The organism is Paeniglutamicibacter sulfureus, assembly GCF_030512175.1.
Lineage (GTDB): Bacteria > Actinomycetota > Actinomycetes > Actinomycetales > Micrococcaceae > Paeniglutamicibacter > Paeniglutamicibacter sulfureus.
On the sequence record NZ_JAULBL010000002.1, the window covers coordinates 147630 to 165531 of the forward strand.

Here is a 17902-nt window from a genome sequence, read left to right on the forward strand (position 1 = left end):
ACTCCCACAAGGGCAGGGCGGACCAAAACGTTGGGAGCGGACGTATCCTAGGGTTGGCATAAATGTTCTAAAATTTGGGTAGCAATGACAAGTATTTAGAACTTACGTTCTCTTGAGGTGGAGGGCTCGCCGATCCCGCTCCTAGTCGCTGGAACATCCATTCCCGCCGGGTATCCATCTCCCGCCCAGGACTATTTCTCCGGCGAAATCAATCTCTCCGACTACCTGATCCACGATAAGACGAGCACCTTTATTGTGCGCGTCTCGGGACATTCCATGCAGGGGGCGGGAATCTCGGACGGGGACGAGCTCATCGTCAACCGGGCACGAAAACCCGTGGACGGGTCTATCGTGGTGGCGATCCTTGACGGGGAAATGACCGTCAAACGTCTTCGGCTCGCCCCGCAAGGCGTGGTGCTCCAGGCCGAAAATTCCGAGTACCCGGATATTGTCGTGGGGGAGTGGGGAGCCCTGAGCGTGTGGGCAGTGGCTGAAACGTGCATCCATCGACTCTAAGTGGTGCTATTCCGTTAAACGGGTGATTACAGCCCGCACAAGGGGTGTTATTGCCATTGTTGTCTAACGTTGACCCGACGAAAAGGGCGGAACGCTCTGGACATACCGAGTAATCCCCCGTTTAATGCAGGAATAGTGCATTAGACGGGAGATTATTGTGGCTGATCGAGGAGTACCGCCGGGTTCTGCCTCGCTATCGCTTTTGCCGGGTGTCTCCTTCCTGAACGAAGCAGAATCAGTTTTCACTGCCATGCTGGAGGGCTGGCAAATGCGCCAACGTGGCGGACGGAACCTCAAAGAATCCTCCGTGCGAGGCACTGTGAGCCAGATTTCGCAGTTTCAGGCGTTTACCAATGACTGGCCCTGGAACTGGAGCGCCGCGGATTTTGACGAGTGGATGATGCATTTGGTGGCAGTCAAGCAACTGGCTCCCTCGACGATTCGCACCTACCAGTACGCGGTGAGGGAGTTTTGCAGCTACTTGTGTTCCGAGCACTACGGCTGGGTTGAAGAATGCTCCTCCCGCTTCGGTAACTACCCGTCCCAGGTCTGCCACGAGTGGAACAGCGTGGCACACCTGCAGGAATACGAGGGCCGGCCCGGGCGCCGGCCCATGAGCCGAATGGAGATCCAACAACTCCTGGACCGGGCAGATGAAAGGGTCGAGGACTGCATCGCCGCACGACGCAAGGGAGCGGTGTCGGCATACCGTGATTCCACGATGCTGAAGGTGATCTACGGGTGGGGCCTTCGCATCAACGAAGCCGTGCAGCTGGACGTCAACGACTTCTACGCCAACCCGCACCACCCGGAATTCGGGCGCTTCGGCGTCTTGCAGGTCCGCCACGGCAAATCCTCGGCGGGCTCGGCCCCCAAGCGTCGCTCGGTCATGTCCCTGCACCCGTGGGCGGTTGACGCCGTGCGCGACTATGTGGAGAACGTGTGGCCGCAAGTGCGCACCAAGGATTCCAATGCCCTGTGGGTCACCGAACGGGGAACCCGCACCAGCACGCATGAACTGCGGAAAACCTTTGGACAACTACGTGACGGGCTGGGCCTGGAGAAGGCCCTTTCGCCGCACTGCCTGCGGCACAGTTACGTGACCCACCTGATCGAATCGGGGATCGATCCGGTCTTCGTACAGCAACAAGTAGGACACGCCTACCAATCCACCACGGCGATCTACACGGCAGTCAGCGGGGACTTCGCCAACAAAATGATGCACCAGGCACTGGCCAAGCTCTTGCCGGAATCACCCAAGACGAAAGGCGCAACATGAAAACGATCGGGTACGAATGGCGGTTGAGGGAACTCATGGCTGCCGCGGGAATGTTCACCACCACCAAGCTCAATCGTGAGCTAAAAGAACGCGGAATCGAGTTGTCCTCAAGCCAGGCCTACCGGCTTGCCACGGAGAAACCCGAACGGCTGAACCTGCATGTCTTGATGGCACTCATGGACATTTTCGATTGCAGCGCCGATGACCTGGTTCAACGCGTCGAACTGCGTCATTCATCTGCCAAGACAGGTACAGAGGATCAGGACACCACGGGAACGGCGGATTTCCTGCGGAAAGAAGGGTTCCGTCCCAAGCGTGCCAACATTGTTCCCGACCATGAAGCGTGAGGACGCCCTTGACGACATTGCCGAACTTATTCATCGGATAGAACCCGGCCTTCCCCGGCCCCGGATTCGCCAGGCCGTGGCGCGGACCATGGCAGCACGGCCCGCAATCCCCGAACTGCTCTCGGTCCTGCAGGATGACATCGGGCTTCTGACCTCCGGGGACGATACGATGCCCTCAAGCCTGGCCGGCATCATCGACCAGCTGATTCACGAAGGAGCCACCACGCTCAAACGCCCGCGATGCCACCGCTGCCACGAGCAACGCCGCCTGCCAAACCGCAGAGGAGGGCACGGCATCTGCGCTTCGTGCTATTCACTAGACCGCCGCGTGCACATCGAGTGCTCGCGCTGCGGGCAACAGCGCAAGCGGCGCGCCTTGGTGGGCGGGCAGGAATGGTGCGGCACCTGCTGGGAAGGCCAGCTGGGGCAGGTGGAGGCCGTGTTCAGGACCGCCGTTCGCGGCAGCGGATGCGGCATCACCGCACGCCAGTTCGAGGCCGTGGCCGCGACGGTGCACAGCACCTGGAAAGCAGGAGCCATCCTCAGGCTTTCCTTGGAATTGAACACCCGGTCCGAGCAGTGGTTCGCCCAGCCTGCGGCGGGATCAGTGTTGTTCCTGAGATTCCATGCCGCGTTGGAGAAAGCCGGCGTCAAGGTGACTCCCGTGGCATGTGGGCGGTGTGGTCGGGAAGCGACCCTGGCCAACATCCTGGGAGGATTGCGTTGTTGTGCCAGGTGCTATTCCGCGAGCAAACGGGAAACCTGCTCCCAATGCGGGCGGGAGCAAGTACTGGTGCTGCACGCCGCTGACGGGACCGGAATCTGCCAAACGTGCATGAAGAAACTGCCCGACCGCACGGCCACATGCATCGACTGTGGGCAACGGCGGTACGTGGCCTGGAACGGACCCGACGGGCCGGTCTGTTCCAAATGTCGACCCAAGCATCGCATCGACTACTGCCCCGGATGCCAGCGGCAAAAACCGTGCTTGTTCGCCGGCACTTCCCGGGCACGGTGCCACGAGTGCTCACGCCAGAAGGAAACCTGCGCGCTCTGTGGCACACAAGTCCGAGCCGCCACCCGCAATGACCAGGGAATAGCCATCTGTGGTCGGTGCTCGCGCAAACCCGAGCCATGCTCCGACTGCGGACGGCACCGGATTGTGGTGGGCCGGGCGCAGGGGAAACCGCTTTGCGACTACTGCTACCCCAAGGACCCGGTGTCGTTTCGCGACTGCGGTCGATGCGGACGCCACGAAAACCTCCAGGTGGCCGACTTGTGTCAGCACTGCGCCGCGGACGATGAACTCGAACGACTGGTGCCCCTTGAAGCCAGGGCAAACAGCCCGGTGGCCCAAGCCATCCATGATCTCTGCCAGGATGCCAAGCCGCAGTCCATCCTTGCCGCGGCGAGGAACTCATCCATGGGGCTACTTCGCAGCATCATGGATTCGCAGATCATACCTACCCATGAATTCCTCGACCATGCAGGGGCGGACCAGGCGACACGGGCCGTGCGCTCGCTCCTGGTTGATGCAGGATTGCTGCCGTACCGCGACAACAACCTGGCGAGGTTCGAGGAATGGATCACCCGCACGGGACAGCGAATCACGGATCCACAACAGAGAGCGGCCTTTGTCCAGTTTGCCCGGTGGCGCCACGTGCGGGAACTACGGAAGCGGAAATCCCCAGTCCATTCCAGCCTGACGACGAGCCGCCGCCGGGAACTGCGCCTGGTCATGGAACTTCTCGAATGGCTGCAGCAGCAGAACCGGGCACTGGCCTCCCTCACACAGTCCGACATGGATCGCTGGAGAGCCAGCGGGTCGGCGGAAAGACACCGGGTCAAGCCCTTTCTCGCGTGGGCGCACGCCAACGGGATGGTCCGAAGAATCGAGATCCTCAGGAAACCCGGCAACGCCCTTGACGTGGCCGGCACGCCAGCAAACGAACGGGCGCACCTGTTGCACGGAATCCTGGACCCCGGGTGCACCTCGCCGGTTGCCGTGCGCTTTGCCGCGGCCCTGGTGTTGCTCTTCGGCGCCGGACCACAGCAAATCGTGGAGCTGCGCGTGTCCGACATCAGCACGAACGACGAACGGGTCTACCTGAAATTGGGGAACGATCCCCTGCTCCTTCCCGATGCCTTGGTGGACCTGGCTATTGGAACCCACGAGAACCGGATGGCACCACGACTGTTTGCGCCCACCCGTGACACCGACTGGCTTTTTCCCGGGATCAGGACCGGATATCCCCTCTCGGCATCCACGTTGATCGGAAGAATGAAGACTCTGGGAGTCTCTGCTTCCCGTGGCAGGACAGGCGCCATGGCTGAGTTGGCCCAAGAACTGCCGCCCGCCATATTGGCACGGCTGACGGGTAACTCGACGACCACCGCGATCCGTTGGTCCAATGCCGTAGCGGCGTCAAACGCCCGGTACGCGGCACTAGCCATGCCTGCCACTCCGCTGGGCTGACCTATCAGCAGCCCTTCCATGACCGGAAGGAACGCTCACCGGGACGGTACGAGGTGGATACGGAGCGCCACCCGATTGCTGAGGCGACTCGGTATCGGACTTTATTCGAGTTTCCCAAAGGGGCCAGCAGCGTCGAGCGGAATCAGCTCTGGCTTTCCAGCCATGGTCAAGAAAGTTAACCCCACGAGCAGTACAGAAATGGCAAGGCCAAGTTGGGCTGTATCGGCTGATGTCGCAGCGCAGGAAATCCTCCATGTCATCAAACTGCCGCATGCAGCCGGAACATGACACCGCGCAGATGAATAGTTCCCCAACAAACAACGTAGCGTTCCCCACGTGAACGGAACCACGAGTAGTATCGTCTTTAGATATCGGCTTTCGATATCATGAAATTCTAGAGGGGTGCAAGTGCGTGAACTGACCCGTGCAGCCGTCCGGCTGCACATCCTGCACCATGCCGCCGAGGAGGACATTCACGGCGCATGGATGTCGGAAGAACTCTCCAACCACGGATACGCGATTTCCCCGGGAACCCTGTATCCAACCCTCCACCGAATGCAAGAGCAGGGACTGCTCACCTCCCGCACGGAAGTCATCGACGGGCGACCCCGCCGCATCTACCGAGCCACACCGCAGGGTATCGAGGCCTTGGCCGAAGGCCGCAAGGCCGTTGCTGAGCTGGCCGCCGAGGTACTCCCCGCACCGCAAAAGGACGATGAAAATGAGTAATCAGCCAACCTTGGCGCGCAGACTGGGCACCACCGACGCGGTGGTCATCGGACTGGGATCGATGATCGGCGCGGGCGTCTTTGCCGCCTTCACCCCGGCCGCCGCGGCGGCCGGCTCAGGCCTTTTGGTGGGCCTGGTGGTGGCGGCGTTCGTCGCCTTCTGCAACGCCACATCCTCCGCCCAACTGGCAGCTGCCTATCCGACCTCTGGCGGAACCTACGTCTACGGGCGTGAACGCCTGGGCCCCTGGTCGGGGTACCTGGCCGGTTGGGGGTTCATTGTCGGCAAGACCGCCAGCGCCGCAGCAATGGCCATGACGTTCGCCGCCTACGCGGCCCCGGACGGCTGGGAACGACCGGTCGCCATCGCGGCAGTTATTGGCCTCGCGGCCGTCAACTACCGAGGAGTCACACGCACCGCGCGGCTGACAAGAATCCTCGTTGTAATCGTCCTGATTGCCCTGGCCATTGACGTGGCGGCCGCCTGGGGAGGAAACAAACCTACGTCACCGAACATTCTTGGTGAGGGCCTCTTGGCCCACGGGTGGTACGGGATCATGCAATCCGCCGGCCTACTCTTCTTCGCATTCGCGGGGTACGCGAGGATCGCGACGATGGGCGAAGAAGTCCGCAACCCCAGACAGACCATTCCTCGTGCCATCGGGATTTCCTTGCTTATCACGATCATCGTTTACGCGGTAATAGCCGTGACAATGCTGGCAACCATCGGAGCCGATGGAATCGCAGCCTCACCAACCCCCTTGGCCAGTGTCGTAGATTCAGGTACGTGGGCGTGGGCCGCACCGGTCGTACGCGTTGGTGCTTCCGTTGCCGCATTGGGTGCGCTGTTGGCCCTGGTTGCCGGGCTGGGCCGCACCAGCCTAGCCATGGCCCGGGAACATGACCTGCCAAATTGGCTTGCCGCCGTCCATCCCCGCTTCCAGGTCCCGCATCGTGCCGAAGTGGTCCTGGCCGTCGTGATCTGCGCCGTGATCGCCGTGGCGGATCTACGTGGTGCCATCGGGTTCTCGTCCTTTGGCGTCCTTGTCTACTACCTGGTGGCAAACATTGCCGCATTCACCCAACCAGCCGCTGATCGGCGGTACCCCAAGGTGCTGCAAGTCATCGGCGCCCTGGCATGTGTCGCACTGGTGGCGACGCTGCCACCGGCCTCAATCCTGACCGGAGTCGCCGTCTTTGTTGTCGGCATCCTGCTGCGAGTGTTTCGGCTACGCCAAATGCAAATGCGATAGATAACCCGAGCGCAGGTGGCGGTCACAGGATCGTCATATTGAACACGCAATCCCACGCTGGATCGCTTTGGCCTCACCTGTTCGAGGTCGCATGGTCACCGTATTTCATGGACCAGGCGGCCTCACGTGGCTTTCTGGCACGATGCAACGACCAGCAGAAGGCTCCCCTCCGGGCAGCGGCCCGCATATCGCCGGTGCCCTGAGGCTACAGGCTGACGTGAATCAGGGGGTCCGGGCATGAAACATGTATCGCTGAAAATAATGCGACGCTTAGCTTTGAAAGCCACAGCAGTAACGGGGGTAGCCCGGATTCCGAGACGCGATCATTCCGAAAGCCGAACCCTCACCGGGACCGTTCGATCCTCACAGCGAGTGTCGTTTTCAGAAGCCGACTGTATTAGGTTTCCAAAGTCGTCTGCACATTCTTGCGGATCAGAAGAAATTAGAAGGATCACCACGTTCGCCGCTCGACAGATGGGAATCGTTAAACGAGGGGAAATAGGCCGAGACGGCGTTTAGCCGCCACGGGATCGGATCAGGGACGCAGCGAAATCGAATCGAGGGCCCGTCGGGCTTCCTGCGCGAGTTTCTCGGGCATGGGTGCGCTCTTGGCCGAGTCGGAGGCAACCTGTTGCCCCTCGTCGCTGACGACGTAGTGCCCGAAGGTCTTGACCAATTCCAGGGTCGTGGGGTCTGTGTAGCCGCTGCAGACGATGAAGTAGGAGACCAGCACCAGCGGGTAGGCCCCGGGTTCGGTGGTTGTCCTGTCCAGCTCCAGGGCAATGTCGTTATTGTGCCGTCCCTCCACACGCTCCGAAGCACCCACTGCGATGGACGCAGCCTCGCCACTGACCTCTACGAAGGAATCCCCCACCCGGAGTTTGCCCTTGCCCAGGGTCTGGTCCACCAGGGAATCATCCGCATAGGTCAGGGCGCCGGGAGTGCGGGCCACGGTGGTCACGACACCGGAGTTGCCTTGGGCCTGTTCTGTGGCCAGGCCCGTGGGCCAGCTGCCGTCGGGTTCGTGGGGCCACTGTTCGGGGGCGGCAGCATGCAGGTATTCGGTGAAGTTCTCGGTCGTCCCCGAATCATCGGATCGTGCGACCTCCGTCATCGGGATATCCGGCAGGGCCACGTCCGGGTTCAGGGCCTTGAGGGCCGGATCCTGCCAACTGGTGATGTTGCCGGCAAAGATCCCGGCAATCGTCTCCGCGTCGAAGTTCAGTTCCTTGATGCCGGGGAGGTTGAAGGCAATGCTGATCGGCGAGATGTAGGCGGGGATGTTGATCGCACCTTGCGGGCCACACGCCTCCTGGGACTTGGCAACTTCCTCTTCCTTCAGGAAGGCATCGGACCCGGCAAATTGCGTGGCCCCGGCAAGCAGCCCCGCACGTCCTGCCCCGGAACCAACGGATGCGTATTGCACCTGGACGCGAGGATGCAGGAAGGCGAACCCGTTGGTCCAGGCATTCATGGCCGAGTTCTGCGCCGTCGACCCACCTCCGGTGAGGGTTCCACTCAAGGTTGACGGGTTCCGCTGCGCGGCTTCCTTCTGAGCCTCCCCCAAGGGGTAGTCGGAACCGCAGCCGGCCAGCAGCAACGTCAATCCAAGCACCGAGGCGATCGAACCCATACGGATACCTGAACGGGCGCGCTTCGGGGCAAAGGAATGGTGCGGGCCACCATGCATGACGTACTCCTGGGAATGAGAGGGGGTGGGTAAAGCGGTATGGGGCGCCTTGGACGAAGTCTTGGGTAGCCGTGTGGTGTGCGGCCATGGGGGTCCCGCCGGGCGGGACCCCCGTGTTCTATAGCGCGAGTTCTTTAGCGCGACGCAGGCTCGCCCAGCAGTTCGGCGTGGCCGTGCAGGGTTCCGGTGGCGAATCCGATGGTGACCGGCTGCGGACCGCAGCAGGCATCGGCGGTCAGTTCGGCTGCCGGTTCAGGAGTGCCACAGCAGGAATCCGGTGCCGGTTCCGTTATGCCGCAGGCGGCCGCCGGTTCGCCGACCGCCGGGGCGTCGCAGGAACCGCCCAGGTCGGTGGAGCATACGCCGGTTTCGGGCAGCTGGAGTTCGACGTTGTCGGCGGCCGCACGGTCCCCGGCCAGGGACGCGGCGATGGAGCGGACCTGCTCGTAGCCGGTGGCCATGAGGAAGGTCGGGGCACGGCCGTAGCTCTTCATCCCCACGATGTAGAAGTCGGTCTCCGGGTGGGCGAGGACCCGTTCGCCGTGGGCGGTGACGGTGCCGCAGCTGTGGAACTCCGGATCGATCAGTGGGCCCAGCGCGCTGGGTGCTTCGACGATCGCATCCAGGTCCAGGCGCAACTCGGAGAGCATGGCCAGGTCCGGGCGGAAGCCGGTGGCCGGAACCAGGAGGTCGACCACGAGGCTGCGGCCGTCGGAGAGGTTCAGCGTCAACTTCTCGCCGGTGTCCAGTGCACTGACCGAGACGTTTTCCAGGATGGTGATGTCGCCGTTCTCGACGAAGCGGCGCAGGGACGTGCCCAGCTGCCCGCGGGCCGGCAATTCGTCCGCCGCCCCGCCCCCGTAGAGCTTGACCGGGTTCGCTTCCCCGCGCAGGCCCCAGAGGATGGTGGTGTCGGGGTGTTGCTGGCGCAACCGACCCAGGCTGATCAGCGTGTTGGCCGCGGAGTGTCCGGCGCCCAGGACCAGGATGGTCTTCCCGGCGAAGGCTTCCTTGTCCGTTCCCAGCGGATCGGGAAGCGGGGAGGTGATGAAGCCTGCGCTTCGGGCTTGGGTTTCGCCGATGGCCTCGATGCCGGAGCGGCCCACCGGATTGGAGGTGCCCCAGGTTCCGGAGGCGTCGATGACGGCCCGGCCCAGCAGATCCTCGGTGCCCGTTGCTGTTTGGGTGCGCACCAGGAAAAGGGCATCTTCGCGGCCATTGGTGCGTGTCTTGTCCACGCTCTTGCCGTCGGCCTGGATGCGGGTGACGTGGGTGACGCAGTGGCCGTAGCTGATGTTCGGGGCCAATGCCGGGTGTGCGGCCAGCGGTTCGAGGTATTCGCTGACCATGTCCGCACCGCTGGGCAGGCGGGTTTCGCGCGGTGCCTCCCAGTCCCCGGCGTAGGTGTCCGTCGGGGTTTCCAGGAGGCGGCGGGAGGCGGCGTCGATGTTGTATTTCCAGGTGGAGAAGAGCTTGATGTGTCCCCAGTCCTGGATGGCAGCGCCGGCGCTGGTTCCGGATTCGAGGATGCGGACATCCTGGTGGCGTTCGATCAGGTGTGCCGCGGCGGCCAGCCCGATGGGTCCGGCTCCGATGATGATCACGGGGTAATTCTGGTTCATGGTCTTCTACTCCTGGGATTCGAAGGGGGGGTTACTTGGTAGCGGGCAGCAGTTCGGAGATGAGCGCCTCGATGCGGGTGCGGATCTCGTCGCGGATCGGGCGGACGGCGTCCACGCCCTGGCCCGCCGGGTCATCGAGCTTCCAGTCCTCGTAGCGCTTGCCCGGGAAGATCGGGCAGGTGTCCCCGCAGCCCATGGTGATGACCACGTCGGATTCCTTCACGGCCTCGGTGGTGAGGATCTTGGGGGTTTCCCCCGCCATGTCGATGCCGACCTCGTTCATGGCCTGCACGGCTGCCGGGTTCACGGTGTCGGCAGGCTGCGAGCCGGCGGAGCGGACCTCGATCCGGCCTTCCGAGAGGCTGGAGAGGAAGGCGGCGGCCATTTGGGAGCGTCCGGCGTTGTGGACGCAGACAAACAGGACGGAAGGCTTGGTGGTGAGGTGTTCCGCGGCGGCAGGCTGGGAGGTTAGGGTCACGTGGAATTCGCTCCAAAAGGCTAGGCATCGACGAGCTTCGATGTATCGAGTATGCTTTCTTATATCGACGATTGTCAATCTCCCGTCCGGGAGCCGTAAGGAAAGCGAGGCGAGGCACATGCCCACACAGGTTGCCACACACATCAGCGAGGCAGAAGCCCCATGCTGCGTTCCTGCGCACGGGCAGGATTCCTTGCTGGCCGTCGAGGCCGAGGCCCTGGCAGCGCGATTCAAGGCGCTGTCCGATCCGAACCGCCTGCGCATCCTGTCGATCGTTTCCGCGTCCCCGGAGGCCGAGACCTGCGTCTGCGATTTGTCCGAGCCGCTTAACCTGGGCCAACCCACCGTCTCCCACCATCTGAAGATCATGGTGGAAGCCGGGCTTCTGAACCGCGAGAAGCGCGGGGTCTGGGCCTACTACTCGCTGGTTCCCGGGGCCCTGGATTCCCTGGCCGCAACCCTGATCCCGAAGGCTTAACCCATGAGCGATATTTCACCGGCGGCCCGTCCTGCCGTCCTGTTCGTCTGCGTCAAGAACGGCGGCAAGTCCCAGATGGCCGCCGGCCTGATGAAATTCGAGGCCGGGGACCAGGTCACCGTCACCTCGGCCGGCACGCATCCGGGGAAGGCCATCAATGCGCTCTCGGCTGAGGTCCTGCAGGACCTGGGTATCGACATCACTGCCGAGCAGCCCAAGGCGTTGACCGAGGACAACATGCGCGCCGCCGGGCACGTGGTGGTTCTGGGCACCGAGGCCAAGGTTCCGGCCGTCGACGGCGTCGAGATCGAAATCTGGGAAACGGACGAACCTTCCCTGCGCGGCATCGAAGGCACCGAGCGCATGGAACTGGTCCGCGACGACATCCACGCACGCGTCAAGGACCTGACCCACCGACTCATCGCGTCGCACTAAACCCCCGCACACCCCGTTTCCCCCCTTTTTTGGAAGGCTTCCCCATGAGCACTGGAACCACCGAGACCATCCGCAACGTCATCATCATCGGTTCCGGCCCCGCCGGATACACCGCCGCCATCTACACTGCCCGCGCGGATTTGGCCCCACTGGTCATCGCCGGTTCGGTGACCGCCGGTGGCGAGCTGATGAACACCACCGAAGTCGAGAACTTCCCCGGCTTCACCGAGGGCATTATGGGTCCGGACCTGATGGAGAACATGCAGAAGCAGGCCGAACGCTTCGGCGCCGAGATCCTCTTCGACGACGTCACCCACGTTGACCTGACCGGAGACGTCAAAAAGGTCACCGCCGGAAACGGCTCCACCTACCTGGCACATACCGTCATCCTCTCCACCGGCTCGGCCTACCGCACCCTGGGCGTGCCGCACGAAAAGCGGCTCACCGGCCACGGCGTGTCCTCGTGCGCAACCTGTGACGGGTTCTTCTTCCGCGGACAAGAGATCGCCGTGATCGGCGGCGGCGACTCGGCCATGGAGGAAGCGCTCTTCCTCACCAAGTTCGCCTCCAAGGTCACCGTCGTCCACCGCCGCGACACCTTGCGCGCCTCCAAGATCATGGCCGACCGCGCACTGGCCCACCCGAAGATCGACTTCATCTGGAACAGCACGGTCACCGACATCGAGGGCGAGGAGAAGGTCACGGGCCTGCGACTCCAGAACCTGCTCACGCACGAAACCAGCAGCCTCCCGGTGACCGGGGTGTTCGTGGCCATCGGCAACGACCCGCGCACCGACCTGGTCGCTGACCAGGTGGAACTCACCGCGGCCGGAACCATCGCCGTGAAGGACCGCACCTCCCAGACATCCCTCCCGGGCGTCTTCGCCGCGGGGGACGTCATCGATGCGACCTACCGGCAGGCCATCACCGCCGCCGGGTCCGGCTGCGTTGCGGCCCTGGACGTCACGCACTTCCTGGCCGCTGGCGAAGAATCCGCCACAAAGACACAGGGCAGCACCGCCGCACTGGTCTAGGCATGGGCCTCACCCGGAGATTCACAAGCAGGCGCGGCTACGTCGTCACCGGCCTGGGCATCGGGCAGATCCTCTCCTGGGGTTCGACCTTCTACCTGCTTGCGGTCCTGGCCGGCCCCATCGCCACGGACACCGGCTGGTCCAGCTCGCTGGTGATGGCTGGCGTCTCTGTGGGGCTGGTCATCGCGGGTCTCGGCTCGCCACGCGTCGGTGCCCTGGTGGCCGGCAATCACGGGCGCACCGTCCTGATAGCCAGCGCCCTGCTGCTGGCACTGGGTTTGGCCGTGCTCGGCTTGGCCCCGAACCTGTGGTGGTACCTCGGGGCCTGGGTGATCCTCGGATTGGGCATGAGCGGGGGACTCTACAGCGGGGCGTTCGCCGTCCTGGGACACACCTACGGCGTCTCGGCACGCTCGACCATCAACCTCCTGACCTTGTTCGGGGGTTTCGCCAGCAGCATCTGCTGGCCACTGAGCGCCGTGCTGGTCAACGAGGTCGGGTGGCGGTGGACGGCCCTGGCCTATGCGGGGGCACACCTGCTGATCACCGCACCCTTGTATGCGCTTACCATTCCGCGACAGCCGCTTGCACCAACGCCCGAGGGCGGATCCCGCGGTCCGAACAGCGAGGCCCACCGGCCCGTTGCGCCTCGCTGGCCCTTGATTGTCTTGGTTGCGACCATCTCCACCCTGGGCACCTCAACCGCCGCGCTGATGTCGATGCACATGTTCACCTTGCTGGCTGGTATCGGCATCGCCGGCACGGCGGCCGTCGTGTTGGCCGCAACGATCGGCCCCTCACAAGTCGGTGCCAGGCTCATCGAACTGGTCATCGGGCGCAAACACCACCCCCTGTGGACCATGCTGACTGCTACCTGCGCCATGGCGGTCGCCATCAGCTTCCTCGGCCTCGGGATCATGGTGCCGGCGATCCTGGTCATTGTTTACGGGGTGGGGATTGGGCTCAGTTCCATTGCCAACGGAACAGTCCCGCTGGCACTCTTTGGTCAGGAACATTATGCCCGGATCATGGGCCGCATCGCCTTGCCTTCCCTCCTCGCCCAGGCGGCGGCACCCATCATCGGCACGGTACTGATCCAAAACCTGGGGCACAGAAACACCCTGATGGTGTTGGGCGGTGTCACGTTGCTGGCTTTCGCGCTGGCCATCTGGCTGATGTTCCTGCACCGCGGCAAGCCCAAGCCCTGCGCCCCAGCGCCAGCATCCGAACCCTCGGGCCTCAGCGCTTTGGGTTCGTAGGAATGCGGGGCACCACCAGGACGGGCCGGTGCTGGTGTGCGGCCAGGTGCGAGGCCGTGGCCCCGCCCAGCCACTCGGAGACCTGCGCCCCCACACCTGGTTTCCGGGTCCCCACGATGATCATGGATCCCCGGGATTCGGAGGCCAGACGGGCCAGGGCCTTCCACGGTTCGCCCGCCAGGATGCGCAAGGTCCACACAATTGCGCAGTCGGCCATCTGCGCCTCGATGGCGTCAAGAATGCCCAACGCATCGGCGGTCATGTCATCATCAAGGTCGCCCGGGTGCAAGGACTGGTCGGTGATGTTTCCCTTGAGATCCCACTCCGTCAAATAACTGTTGGGTTGCACAAAGGCGAAAAGGATGGACCGGCCCAGCTGCCCGGCGAGCAGCGAGGCCTGGGCAATGACCTCGGGGTGCTGCCGGGGAACGACCCCCACCACCAGGGGCCCCGGTGCCGCATCGTTCGGGGACATATCCACCCCTCGTTCCCTCAGGTGGCCCGCCGCCTGGCGTTCAGCATGACGGCGTAAACCAGCCGCCATCAGAGTCCGGCCGCCTGGGAGAACCAGGCCGGGAAAGCCCGCGGCCCGTCCCCTGCCACAAACAGTTCAACCACAATTCACCCGGGCGACGGGTCGCGACATTGACAACCGTCGATATAAGGAAGGATACTCGATGTATCGACACTCGTCGATGCCTAATCTTTTGGAGTGAATTCGACGTGACGCTTGACGCCCCGCCCGCCACCGAACACCTGACCGCCAAACTGTCCACCCTGGACAGATACCTGGCCGTGTGGATCCTGGCCGCCATGGCCTTCGGACTCGCCTTGGGCCGGCTCATTCCCGGCCTGGGCGCGGCCCTGGACTCCCTCCAGGTCGCCGGCGTCTCCCTGCCCATCGCTCTGGGCCTGCTGGTGATGATGTACCCGGTGCTGGCCAAGGTCCGCTACAACGAGACCGGGCGCGTGCTCAGCGACAAGAAACTCATGATCACCTCCCTGGTGATCAACTGGGTCCTGGCCCCGGCGTTCATGTTCGTGCTGGCCTGGATCTTCCTGGCCGACCTCCCCGAATACCGCACCGGGCTGATCATCGTCGGACTGGCCCGCTGCATCGCCATGGTGTTCATCTGGAACGACCTGGCCTGTGGGGACCGCGAGGCCGCCGCCGTGCTGGTCGCCATCAACTCCGTCTTCCAGGTCATCGCCTTCGGCGCCCTGGGCTGGTTCTACCTCCAGGCGCTCCCATCCTGGCTGGGCCTGCCCACCACCAGCGCCGAATTCTCCATCTGGACCATCACCCTCTCGGTCCTCGTGTTCCTCGGCATCCCGCTGGTCGCCGGGTACCTCACCCGCACCTTCGGCGAAAAGGCCAAGGGCCGGGACTGGTACGAAAACAAGTTCCTGCCCAAGATCGGCCCCTGGGCCCTCTACGGCCTGCTGTTCACCATCGTGCTGCTCTTCGCCCTCCAGGGTGACACCATCATCGCCAAGCCCCTGGACGTCGCACGCATCGCCCTGCCCCTGCTGGTCTACTTCGTCGTGGTCTTCGGAGCCTCGATGCTCATCGGCCATGCCCTGCGCATGGGATACGCCCGCACCACCACCCTGGCGTTCACCGCCGCGGGCAACAACTTCGAACTCGCCATTGCCGTCGCCATTGCGACCTTCGGGGTCACCAGCGGCCAGGCCCTAGCCGGGGTCGTCGGCCCGCTCATCGAGGTTCCGCTGCTCGTGGCCCTGGTCTACGTGGCCCTGTGGTCCCGCAAATTCTTCCCTTCCTTCAACCCCGCAAAGGCAAACGCATGAACACCACCACCAAGCCTTCCGTCCTGTTCGTCTGCGTCCACAACGCCGGACGCTCCCAAATGGCCGCCGCCTTCCTCTCCAGCCTCTCGGAAGGCCGGATCGAGGTCCGCTCCGCCGGCTCGCAGCCGGCCGACACCGTGAACCCGGCAGCCGTGCAGGCCATGAACGAGGTCGGCATCGACATGGCGGGGGAAACCCCCAAGATCCTCACGACCGAGGCCGTGAAGGAATCCGACGTCGTCATCACCATGGGCTGCGGGGACACCTGCCCGATCTTCCCGGGAAAGCGCTACGAGGACTGGCAGCTCGATGACCCGGCAGGCCAGGGAGTGGACGCCGTCCGCCCGATCCGCGACGACATCCGCGCACGCATCGAGGCGCTCATCTCCGAACTGCTACCCGCCACCAAGTAACTGCCCCCAGGTCATACAGGCACTAGGAAGAGGACCACAATGGAACAGCAGCAGACCGCCCCGGATTCCACGATGGACACCCACGTTCTCCACCGCTCGGCAGGACACCTGTCCGAACGCTATGCCGGGATTTTCGCCCCGGAGATGGTGGAGCGCTACGTCTTCGAGTCCTACGCCACACTGGGGCGCACCGCCAAGGTACGCACCTATCTCGCAACGATTTCCGTGCGCTTCGCCGATGACAGGCTGCATGCGCTGGCCCAGTCGATGGGCAGCATCGCCAAGGAGCACCCGCAGGTCTTGTTCGTTTGCGTGCAGAATGCGGGGCGCTCCCAGATGGCGGCCGCGCTGCTTTCCACGGTCTCTGGCGGCAAGGTGGAGGTGAGGTCCGCGGGATCCCTTCCGGCCGGGGAGATCCATCCTCTGGCGATGGACGTCATGAAGGAACGCGGCATCGACCTGGCCGATGCCTTTCCCAAGCCGCTGACCGACGACGTGGTGCGGGCGGCCGACTATGTCATCACCATGGGCTGTGGGGACACCTGCCCGATCTACCCCGGCAAGCAGTACCTGGACTGGGACGTCGCAGACCCGGAAAACGTGTCGTTGGAGGATGCCCGGGCAATCCTCTCCGACATCGAAACCCGCGTCCACGCATTGTGGGAACGCATCAAGACCACGTAGGGTCCCTGATCCCCGGCGGGGCTCCGATAAACTGGCTTTTATGCTTCCAGCCAATCCAGCCCCGCACGCCCGGGGCGCGAACCCCACGGGATCGGCGCCGTTGGCCCGGAACTCGGCCGAGGCATTGGCCCGGATACTGAAGGCCATCGCCGATCCCACCAGGCTCCAGCTCCTGAGCATGATCCTGGGACACGAACCGGGAGGTGTGACCGTCGGTGACCTCGTGTCCCAACTCGCGTTCCAGCAGCCCACGATCAGCCACCACCTCAAGATCCTCCATGACGCGGCCATTGTGACGCGCCGGCAGGAGGGCAGGACGGTGATCTACACCCTCGCGGAGGACTTCCGTGGCCCGGTCAGCGACATACTCAGGTAGGTATCATGGAGGAAAATGTGGTCTTGCGGCCGCTTCCCGACGACGAAGCCCGTGACTTGGCCCGGCAGGTCGGGGTCCTGGCGGATCCCGATTGCGTGCGCCTGTTGGCGCTGCTGGCCTCCACTCCCGATTACGGATTGACGGTCCACCGACTGGCCGAATTGCTTGAGGAACCCGTTGACCGGATGGACGGCATGGTTGAACGGCTTTTGGCGGTCGACCTGGCCACCGTGTCCACAGACGCATCCGGCGACTTCACGCTCGCGCCGAGCGCGGCCGCCTGGATGAGGTTCGCCGGCATTCTGGGCCGGTTCGGAACCGCGGTGCACCGCACGGTGGACCTGCGGGGCCCGGGCACCGCCGCTGGCCGTCCGGTCCCCTCCGCGTTCGTCGCGGTGCCCGGGGCCGAAGATGTCCCTCCCGTGGTGGCCCGCATCGCGCAGCAGCTCTCCGAGCGGTTTGCACGCACCTTCTCGCCGGAGACAGTGTCCAGCTACGTTCTCGAAACCTATTGGCAACTGCGTGAGCGGGCGAAAGTGGAGCGATTGCTTCCCTCCCTGACCAGCCGCTTCGCGACCGACAGGCTCCACGCCCTCGCCTCGGCGCGTGGCATTGTCGCCCGTCCGGTGCCGGAGGTCCTTTTTGTGTGCGTGCGCAACAGTGGCCGGTCGCAAATGGCCGCCAGCATCCTGCGGCACCTGGCAGGAGAGCGCATTCGGGTCCGTTCGGCGGGCTCCGGACCAGGCAACGTCATTGACGATGTCGTCATCGAGGTGCTCGACGAGATCGGCTGCTCGGTGGCCGGGGAATTCCCCAAGCCGCTCACGGACGAGGTCGTCCAGGCCTCCGACATCGTCATCACCATGGGCTGTGGGGACGCCTGCCCCGTGTATGCGGGCCGGCGTTACCTGGACTGGGATGTCCCTGACCCTCATGCCAGGGACATCGAGACGGTCCGGCGGGTACGCGACGACGTATATAGCCGTGTCCAGGCACTCGTCAACGAACTACTGTCCTAGGTT

General features: G+C 63.9%; 19 protein-coding genes. 15 read left to right on the forward strand and 4 right to left on the reverse strand.

From position 1 onward, the window contains the following. Nucleotides 1-117 precede the first annotated feature (117 nt). From Q2T94_RS07335 to Q2T94_RS07360, 6 genes are all read left to right on the forward strand, one after another. Nucleotides 118-516 carry a LexA family protein gene (locus tag Q2T94_RS07335; RefSeq protein ID WP_302263473.1) on the forward strand — a complete coding sequence of 133 codons (399 nt, stop codon included), beginning with the start codon at nt 118-120 and terminating at the stop codon, nt 514-516. Nucleotides 517-835: 319 nt separating this feature from the next. Continuing rightward, a complete protein-coding gene (locus tag Q2T94_RS07340) occupies nt 836-1795 on the forward strand; it encodes a tyrosine-type recombinase/integrase (RefSeq protein ID WP_302263474.1) in 960 nt (319 codons plus the stop codon). Beyond that, on the forward strand, nt 1792-2142 hold the full coding sequence (locus tag Q2T94_RS07345) for a helix-turn-helix domain-containing protein (protein ID WP_302263475.1): 351 nt from the start codon (nt 1792-1794) through the stop codon (nt 2140-2142). The genes Q2T94_RS07340 and Q2T94_RS07345 overlap by 4 nt, the downstream gene beginning before the upstream one ends. An 88-nt stretch (nt 2143-2230) precedes the next feature. Further along, nucleotides 2231-4618 carry a hypothetical protein gene (locus tag Q2T94_RS07350; RefSeq protein ID WP_302263476.1) on the forward strand — a complete coding sequence of 796 codons (2388 nt, stop codon included), beginning with the start codon at nt 2231-2233 and terminating at the stop codon, nt 4616-4618. Between the two features lie 408 nt (nt 4619-5026). Then, nucleotides 5027-5347: an Rv3488 family transcriptional regulator gene (locus Q2T94_RS07355; RefSeq protein WP_302263477.1), complete on the forward strand. Its 321-nt coding sequence runs from the start codon at nt 5027-5029 to the stop codon at nt 5345-5347. Further along, the gene (locus tag Q2T94_RS07360; protein ID WP_302263478.1) at nt 5340-6599 is read left to right on the forward strand and encodes an APC family permease; all 1260 of its coding nucleotides are present in this window, start codon (nt 5340-5342) and stop codon (nt 6597-6599) included. Before Q2T94_RS07355 ends, Q2T94_RS07360 begins: the two co-directional genes overlap by 8 nt. Nucleotides 6600-7134: 535 nt before the next feature. Here the strand turns inward: Q2T94_RS07360 and pstS are convergent. The 3 genes from pstS to Q2T94_RS07375 form a co-directional block, all read right to left on the reverse strand. Continuing rightward, nucleotides 7135-8289 carry a phosphate ABC transporter substrate-binding protein PstS gene (gene pstS / locus Q2T94_RS07365; protein ID WP_302263479.1) on the reverse strand — a complete coding sequence of 385 codons (1155 nt, stop codon included), beginning with the start codon at nt 8287-8289 and terminating at the stop codon, nt 7135-7137. Nucleotides 8290-8423: 134 nt separating this feature from the next. Continuing rightward, nucleotides 8424-9911: an FAD-dependent oxidoreductase gene (locus Q2T94_RS07370; RefSeq protein WP_302263480.1), complete on the reverse strand. Its 1488-nt coding sequence runs from the start codon at nt 9909-9911 to the stop codon at nt 8424-8426. A 31-nt stretch (nt 9912-9942) separates the two neighbouring features. Further along, nucleotides 9943-10389 carry an arsenate reductase ArsC gene (locus tag Q2T94_RS07375; protein ID WP_302263481.1) on the reverse strand — a complete coding sequence of 149 codons (447 nt, stop codon included), beginning with the start codon at nt 10387-10389 and terminating at the stop codon, nt 9943-9945. 118 nt (nt 10390-10507) lie between these two features. On the opposite strand from Q2T94_RS07375, the gene Q2T94_RS07380 reads away from it, so the two are divergent. From Q2T94_RS07380 to Q2T94_RS07395, 4 genes are read left to right on the forward strand one after another with little or no spacing between them, the layout of a single operon-like run. Further along, nucleotides 10508-10867 (forward strand): ArsR/SmtB family transcription factor, encoded by a 360-nt coding sequence (locus Q2T94_RS07380; protein ID WP_302263482.1) that lies wholly within the window; start codon nt 10508-10510, stop codon nt 10865-10867. A 3-nt stretch (nt 10868-10870) separates the two neighbouring features. Then, on the forward strand, nt 10871-11302 hold the full coding sequence (locus Q2T94_RS07385; protein ID WP_302263483.1) for an arsenate-mycothiol transferase ArsC: 432 nt from the start codon (nt 10871-10873) through the stop codon (nt 11300-11302). A gap of 44 nt (nt 11303-11346) precedes the next feature. Then, the gene (trxB, locus tag Q2T94_RS07390) at nt 11347-12336 is read left to right on the forward strand and encodes a thioredoxin-disulfide reductase (RefSeq protein ID WP_302263484.1); all 990 of its coding nucleotides are present in this window, start codon (nt 11347-11349) and stop codon (nt 12334-12336) included. A 2-nt stretch (nt 12337-12338) separates the two neighbouring features. Then, complete coding sequence (locus tag Q2T94_RS07395; protein ID WP_302263485.1) at nt 12339-13595, forward strand: MFS transporter; 1257 nt, start codon at nt 12339-12341, stop codon at nt 13593-13595. Here the strand turns inward: Q2T94_RS07395 and Q2T94_RS07400 are convergent. Beyond that, complete coding sequence (locus tag Q2T94_RS07400) at nt 13576-14070, reverse strand: universal stress protein (RefSeq protein WP_302263486.1); 495 nt, start codon at nt 14068-14070, stop codon at nt 13576-13578. The two genes, Q2T94_RS07395 and Q2T94_RS07400, sit on opposite strands and share 20 nt — an antisense overlap. 248 nt (nt 14071-14318) lie before the next feature. Here Q2T94_RS07400 and arsB point away from each other — a divergent pair, with 248 nt between their 5' ends. The 5 genes from arsB to Q2T94_RS20540 are packed head-to-tail and all read left to right on the forward strand — an operon-like array spanning nt 14319 to nt 17899. Further along, complete coding sequence (arsB, locus tag Q2T94_RS07405) at nt 14319-15407, forward strand: ACR3 family arsenite efflux transporter (RefSeq protein WP_302263487.1); 1089 nt, start codon at nt 14319-14321, stop codon at nt 15405-15407. After that, a complete protein-coding gene (locus Q2T94_RS07410) occupies nt 15404-15820 on the forward strand; it encodes an arsenate reductase ArsC (RefSeq protein ID WP_302263488.1) in 417 nt (138 codons plus the stop codon). Before arsB ends, Q2T94_RS07410 begins: the two co-directional genes overlap by 4 nt. 39 nt (nt 15821-15859) lie before the next feature. After that, nucleotides 15860-16504 (forward strand): arsenate reductase ArsC, encoded by a 645-nt coding sequence (locus tag Q2T94_RS07415; RefSeq protein WP_302263489.1) that lies wholly within the window; start codon nt 15860-15862, stop codon nt 16502-16504. A 40-nt stretch (nt 16505-16544) separates the two neighbouring features. Further along, nucleotides 16545-16880 carry an ArsR/SmtB family transcription factor gene (locus tag Q2T94_RS07420; RefSeq protein WP_302263490.1) on the forward strand — a complete coding sequence of 112 codons (336 nt, stop codon included), beginning with the start codon at nt 16545-16547 and terminating at the stop codon, nt 16878-16880. A gap of 5 nt (nt 16881-16885) precedes the next feature. Beyond that, nucleotides 16886-17899 (forward strand): arsenate-mycothiol transferase ArsC, encoded by a 1014-nt coding sequence (locus tag Q2T94_RS20540; RefSeq protein WP_367281531.1) that lies wholly within the window; start codon nt 16886-16888, stop codon nt 17897-17899. Nucleotides 17900-17902 lie beyond the last annotated feature (3 nt).

Coding starts and splice junctions, on each gene's coding strand:
- Q2T94_RS07415 (WP_302263489.1), top strand. CDS start 15,860: ATGGAACAGCAGCAGACCGCCCCGGATTCCACGATGGACACCCACGTT.
- Q2T94_RS07420 (WP_302263490.1), top strand. CDS start 16,545: ATGCTTCCAGCCAATCCAGCCCCGCACGCCCGGGGCGCGAACCCCACG.
- Q2T94_RS07345 (WP_302263475.1), top strand. CDS start 1,792: ATGAAAACGATCGGGTACGAATGGCGGTTGAGGGAACTCATGGCTGCC.
- Q2T94_RS07360 (WP_302263478.1), top strand. CDS start 5,340: ATGAGTAATCAGCCAACCTTGGCGCGCAGACTGGGCACCACCGACGCG.
- Q2T94_RS07350 (WP_302263476.1), top strand. CDS start 2,231: ATGGCAGCACGGCCCGCAATCCCCGAACTGCTCTCGGTCCTGCAGGAT.
- Q2T94_RS07380 (WP_302263482.1), top strand. CDS start 10,508: ATGCCCACACAGGTTGCCACACACATCAGCGAGGCAGAAGCCCCATGC.
- Q2T94_RS20540 (WP_367281531.1), top strand. CDS start 16,886: ATGGAGGAAAATGTGGTCTTGCGGCCGCTTCCCGACGACGAAGCCCGT.
- Q2T94_RS07370 (WP_302263480.1), bottom strand. CDS start 9,911: ATGAACCAGAATTACCCCGTGATCATCATCGGAGCCGGACCCATCGGG.
- Q2T94_RS07400 (WP_302263486.1), bottom strand. CDS start 14,070: ATGTCCCCGAACGATGCGGCACCGGGGCCCCTGGTGGTGGGGGTCGTT.
- pstS (WP_302263479.1), bottom strand. CDS start 8,289: ATGCATGGTGGCCCGCACCATTCCTTTGCCCCGAAGCGCGCCCGTTCA.
- Q2T94_RS07395 (WP_302263485.1), top strand. CDS start 12,339: ATGGGCCTCACCCGGAGATTCACAAGCAGGCGCGGCTACGTCGTCACC.
- trxB (WP_302263484.1), top strand. CDS start 11,347: ATGAGCACTGGAACCACCGAGACCATCCGCAACGTCATCATCATCGGT.
- Q2T94_RS07385 (WP_302263483.1), top strand. CDS start 10,871: ATGAGCGATATTTCACCGGCGGCCCGTCCTGCCGTCCTGTTCGTCTGC.
- Q2T94_RS07410 (WP_302263488.1), top strand. CDS start 15,404: ATGAACACCACCACCAAGCCTTCCGTCCTGTTCGTCTGCGTCCACAAC.